Consider the following 5475-nt stretch of genomic DNA (forward strand, 5'->3'; position numbering starts at 1 on the left):
GTCACATTCAACATTGATGTTGACTGAAAGGCCGTCATCGCGGGCAAGCCCGCTCCCACATTGGTTTTTTGTGAAGGCCGACAAAGGGCAGTCCCGCCATTTCCCGTTTTTTTCACATCTTGTCCGGATAATTCCGGGGCTTCTGGCGTCTGAGCCAGTCCCAATTGTGCTATTACCCATAGCCTGAATTTCTGGAACGTATCCCTGCATGAGCACCCAACCGCTGCCCAAGCTGAAAACTGCCCGCCGCTCGCGCTTTGTCATGCGTTGGTATTCCTGGCTTTTGCTGGTGGCGGCCGCTGTGTATGGCCTAGTGTTTGCGATGCACTGGGATGATCGCGGCGTGCTCTGGGTGATGGAGCGTTTCGAAAGCCTGGCCGAGCGAAAAGAGAGTATCTGGCTGCCGGATTATCGGGCGGTGATTGACGCCAAGCTGCTGCCGGGCATGGAGAAGGACGAAGCGTCAGACGTGTCTTACGACCCACAGACCAAAACCCTGTTTGCGGTGATGGGCAAGAACCCATTCCTGGTCGAGCTGACATTGCAGGGCGACGTGTTGCGCAAGATGCCGCTGGTGGGCTGGGGCAACCCGGAAGCAGTGGCGGTCATGGGCAACGGTTTGCTGGCGATTACCGATGAGCGCAAACACCTGCTTTCCATCGTCAAGGTCGATGCCGATACTCGCGAACTGAATATCGCCAATTTCCCGAAATACGACCTTGGGCCGTCGAAAAACCAGAATAAAGCCTTTGAGGCGATCGTTTGGGATGCGCGTAACCAGCAACTGCTGCTGGGTGAAGAGCGTCCACCGGCGCTGTTCAGCTGGAAAAGCGACGGCAGCCAAATCCTCAAGGGCGACAAGCAAAAGCTGTCCAGCGACGAACTGGATATCCGCAACCTGTCGGCCTTGGCCATCGATTCGCGCACCGGCCACACCCTGGTGCTGTCCGCCGATTCTCATTTGCTGCTGGAATTGGACGAGAAAGGCGAGCAGGTCAGCTTCATGACTTTGCTCGGGGGGTTCAATGGTCTGAAGAAAACCATTCCCCGTGCCGAAGGCGTGACCATGGACGAAGCAGGCACGCTGTACATGGTGAGCGAGCCGAACCTGTTCTACCGGTTCGAAAAACAACCGTAGGAGCTGCCGAAGGCTGTGATTTTTTGATCTTTTGGTGCCGACAAAATTTGTTGAAAGTCAAAAGATCGCAGCCTTCGGCAGCTCCTACGCCATTAAGCTTGAATTCATACTGCCGTGGTATTTCATCCGCCCGTCTTGTTTCCGAGCTCGCCTGAATGCGCCGACTTGCCCGTCCCAAATCCCTGATGCTGATCCTGTCGGTAATTGCGCTGATCGTGCTGATTGCCGTCGGCCAGTATCTGCGTCTGTTCGAGCGCACCTGGTTCAATGTGCAGGCGTTCTGGCAGCCGATGAATGCCCAGTCCATTGGCCTGGATCAGTATCAGGTAGCGATCGAGGCGCAAGTCATCGACGGTCTGGACGATGATGTTTCGGCGCTGACCTTCGATCCAGTGCGTAAAAGCCTGTTCACTGTTACCAACAAAAATGCCGAACTGATCGAATTGTCTCTGGAAGGCAAAATCCTGCGGCGTGTGGCGTTGGTCGGGTTTGGCGATCCGGAGGCGGTGGAATTCATCAGTGCTGACACTTACGTGATCACCGACGAGCGCCAGCAACGGCTGATCAAGATTCATCTGGAGAAGGACACGACGTTCCTCGATGCTGCGGACGCCGAGCAGATGACCCTCGGCGTGCACATGAGTGGCAACAAAGGGTTTGAAGGGTTGGCCTATGACTCGGTGGGCAAGCGCTTGTTTGTCGCCAAGGAGCGCGATCCGATGCTGATTTACGAAGTGCAGGGCTTTCCGCATTACAACCCGGAGAAGTCCTACGCGGTGCATGTGGTGAACAACCCAAAACGCGACGCCGGGATGTTTGTTCGAGACCTGTCGAGCCTGCAATACGACGAGCGCAGCGGCCATTTGCTGGCGCTGTCCGATGAATCGCGACTGATTCTGGAGCTGGATGTCGATGGGCGGCCGCTGACCACCCTGTCACTGCGCAAGGGGCGTCAGGGATTGCAGAAGACTGTGCCACAAGCGGAAGGCATTGCCATGGACGACGACGGCACCTTGTACCTCGTCAGCGAGCCGAATCTTTTCTACGTCTTCAAAAAACCAGCACAACCCTGACAAACACCCCAAAACACTGTGGGAGCGGGCTTGCCCGCGATGGCGGCCTTCCAGTCAGCATCAATGTTGAATGTGACGGCCTCATCGCGGGCAAGCCCGCTCCCACAGGTATTTCATTTGCCCATGAATCTGGGCGATTTCGCTTACTGGGCGCGCAGGGTTTTCACGCCTTCGCTCGTCCCCAGCAGCAGCAAGTCAGCCGGGCGGGCTGCGAACAAACCGTTGGTGACCACGCCGACGATGGCATTGATCTGTGTTTCCAGCTCCACCGGGTTGGTGATCTGCATGTTGAACACATCGAGGATGATGTTGCCGTTGTCGGTCAGCACGCCTTCACGGTAAACCGGGTCGCCGCCGAGCTTCACCAGTTGGCGGGCCACGTGGCTGCGGGCCATCGGGATCACTTCCACCGGCAGCGGGAACGCACCGAGGACCGGCACCAGTTTGCTGGCGTCGGCGATGCAGATGAAGGTCTTGGCCACAGCCGCAACAATCTTCTCGCGGGTCAGGGCCGCGCCGCCGCCCTTGATCAGGTGCAGGTGCTCGTCGCTTTCATCGGCGCCGTCGACGTAGAACTCCAGATCGCTGACGGTATTGAGCTCATACACCGGAATGCCGTGGCCCTTGAGGCGGGCGGCGGTGGCTTCGGAGCTGGCGACCGCGCCATCGAACGCGCCTTTGTGCTTGGCCAGGGCATCGATGAAGCAGTTGGCGGTGGAGCCGGTGCCGACCCCGACGATGCTCTTGTCGTCGAGTTTCGGGAGGATGAAGTCGACGGCGGCCTGGGCTACGGCCTGTTTGAGTTGATCCTGGGTCATGCGGGCTCCGAAGTGCCGAAAGGGGAACGAAAGGCCGGCATTATAGGCCTCGCGATAGTGCAGGGGGAAACACTCCTGTGGCGAGGGGGCTTGCCCCCGTTGGAGTGCGCAGCGCTCCCCTGGCATTCTTTCAGACATACCGCATAAACAGATTTTACGACTGCTTCGCAGCCGAACGGGGGCAAGCCCCCTCGCCACAATGGGTCTGCGGTGTCTGCGAAGGTTAAAACCTCTTGATTCGTGTGGTCGCCCGCCCAAAAGCCGGGTTAGACTCCTTGGCCCTGCCCAACTCGCTCAGTGATGCTTTCCGATGCTCGAACAGTACGTCAAAAAGATCCTCACCTCGCGCGTTTATGACGTTGCCGTAGAAACCCCATTGCAGACTGCCCGCCAGCTCTCCGAGCGGCTGGGCAACGATATCTGGCTCAAGCGTGAAGACTTGCAGCCGGTGTTCTCGTTCAAAATTCGCGGCGCTTATAACAAGCTGACGCAGCTGAGCGATGAAGAGCGCGCTCGCGGCGTGGTCACCGCGTCGGCGGGCAACCATGCGCAAGGCCTGGCCCTGGCGGCCAAGGTTCTGGGCGTGAAAGCGACCATCGTGATGCCCAAGACCACCCCGGAGATCAAGGTCGAAGGCGTGCGTTCGCGCGGCGGCAAAGTGGTGCTGCACGGGGATTCGTTCCCGGAAGCCCTGGCCTACTCGCTGAAACTGGTCGACGAAAAAGGCTACGTCTACATTCACCCTTACGACGATCCCCACACCATTGCCGGGCAGGGCACGGTGGCCATGGAGATTCTGCGCCAGCACCCGGGGCGTCTGGATGCGATCTTCGTTCCGGTGGGCGGCGGCGGGCTGATCGCCGGGATCGCGGCGTACGTGAAATACCTGCGCCCGGACATCAAAATCATCGGCGTCGAACCGGATGACTCCAACTGCCTGCAAGCCGCCATGGCGGCCGGCGAGCGGGTGGTGCTGCCGACCGTGGGTCTCTTCGCCGACGGCGTTGCAGTGGCCCAGATCGGTCAGCACACTTTCGATATCTGCAAAGATTACGTAGACGAAGTCATCACCGTCAGCACCGACGAGATCTGTGCGGCAATCAAGGATATCTACGACGATACCCGCTCGATCACTGAACCTGCCGGCGCCTTGGGCGTGGCCGGGATCAAGAAGTATGTCGAGCAACGCGGTGTCACGGGGCATACCTTCGTGGCCATCGACTCCGGTGCCAACGTCAACTTCGACCGCTTGCGCCACGTGGCCGAGCGCGCTGAGCTGGGCGAGGGGCGCGAAGCCATCATTGCCGTGACCATTCCCGAGAAACCGGGCAGCTTCAAGGCGTTCTGCGAAGCCATCGGCAAGCGCCAGATTACCGAATTCAACTACCGCTACAACACCGGTAGCGAAGCGCACATCTTTGTCGGCGTGCAGACGCACCCGGAAAACGACCCGCGCAGTGCGCTGCTCGCCAGTCTCACCGAGCAGGGTTTCCCGGTGCTCGACCTGACCGACAACGAACTGGCCAAGTTGCACATCCGTCATATGGTTGGCGGGCGTGCCGCCCAGGTTGTCGATGAAGTGGTGCTGCGTTTCGAGTTTCCAGAGCGTCCGGGTGCGTTGTTCAACTTCCTCAACAAGCTCGGTGGGCGCTGGAACATTTCGATGTTCCACTACCGCAACCACGGCGCGGCGGATGGCCGTGTGGTCGCGGGCCTGCAGGTGCCGCACGACGAGCGTCATCTGGTACCGGCCGCGTTGGAAGAAATCGGTTACCCATACTGGGACGAAAGCGACAACCCGGCCTATAAGCTGTTTCTCGGCTGAGCGGCTACGCTGATCGGCAGGCCATAAGGAAATCGAACAATGGAAACGTTAACCACCCTTAAAATCGCTCATATGGTGGCGACGGTAGTGCTGTTGATCAGCGCACTGGGGCTGGCGATCTGGGTCTGGCGCGCACGCCGTGGCGGTGATGCGACGGCTCATGCCCGCACCTTGCAACGACCGCTGGTGTTCATCTGGCTATTGATGGGCCTGGCACTGCTGAGCATGCCATTCACCGGTTGGTGGATGGTGCATCTGGTGGGCTGGCCGTTGGGGCAGACTTGGCTGCTGGCTTCCAGTGTGCTGTACACCTTGGCGGCGTTGGGCTGGTTCTGGCTGGTGGTGCGGCTGAACAAGTTGCGCAAGGCACCGGCGGGGAACGGCAAATTCACCTTTGCCCTCGCACTGTTCAGCTTTGTTTGTTTCATCGCGATTGCGGGTTTGATGGGCGCGAAGCCGGTTTAAGGCTTCAGACCGAGTCGACCCAATCGCGGGCAAGCCCGCTTGTGTCTTGGGCAGGAATTAGACTGAGGGTGAGAGCGGTGAGTGGCAAGCTGAATGCCCGGAGTGCTTAAAGCACGTGTGGGAGCCCATGCTGCCATTCACCTCTCCGCTCTGGTT

At 59.2% G+C, this 5475-nt stretch carries 5 protein-coding genes; 4 read left to right on the forward strand and 1 reads right to left on the reverse strand.

The window, feature by feature from the left end; genetic code table 11:
- Positions 1-208 precede the first annotated feature (208 nt).
- A complete protein-coding gene (locus KGB18_RS29755) occupies positions 209-1138 on the forward strand; it encodes an SdiA-regulated domain-containing protein (protein WP_223570965.1) in 930 nt (309 codons plus the stop codon).
- 155 nt (positions 1139-1293) lie between these two features.
- A complete protein-coding gene (locus KGB18_RS29760) occupies positions 1294-2211 on the forward strand; it encodes an SdiA-regulated domain-containing protein (protein WP_123719732.1) in 918 nt (305 codons plus the stop codon).
- A gap of 143 nt (positions 2212-2354) precedes the next feature.
- Here KGB18_RS29760 and rpiA read toward each other — a convergent pair whose 3' ends face one another.
- On the reverse strand, positions 2355-3029 hold the full coding sequence (gene rpiA, locus KGB18_RS29765; protein ID WP_052964602.1) for a ribose-5-phosphate isomerase RpiA: 675 nt from the start codon (positions 3027-3029) through the stop codon (positions 2355-2357).
- 310 nt (positions 3030-3339) lie between these two features.
- Here rpiA and ilvA point away from each other — a divergent pair, with 310 nt between their 5' ends.
- Positions 3340-4854 carry a threonine ammonia-lyase, biosynthetic gene (ilvA, locus tag KGB18_RS29770; protein WP_095052484.1) on the forward strand — a complete coding sequence of 505 codons (1515 nt, stop codon included), beginning with the start codon at positions 3340-3342 and terminating at the stop codon, positions 4852-4854.
- Positions 4855-4893: 39 nt separating this feature from the next.
- Positions 4894-5319, forward strand: a complete 426-nt coding sequence (locus KGB18_RS29775) for a DUF2269 domain-containing protein (RefSeq protein ID WP_223570966.1) — start codon at positions 4894-4896, stop codon at positions 5317-5319.
- Positions 5320-5475 lie beyond the last annotated feature (156 nt).

The organism is Pseudomonas sp. BF-R-26, assembly GCF_019947395.1.
In the GTDB taxonomy this organism is placed as follows: Bacteria; Pseudomonadota; Gammaproteobacteria; order Pseudomonadales; family Pseudomonadaceae; genus Aquipseudomonas; species Aquipseudomonas farris.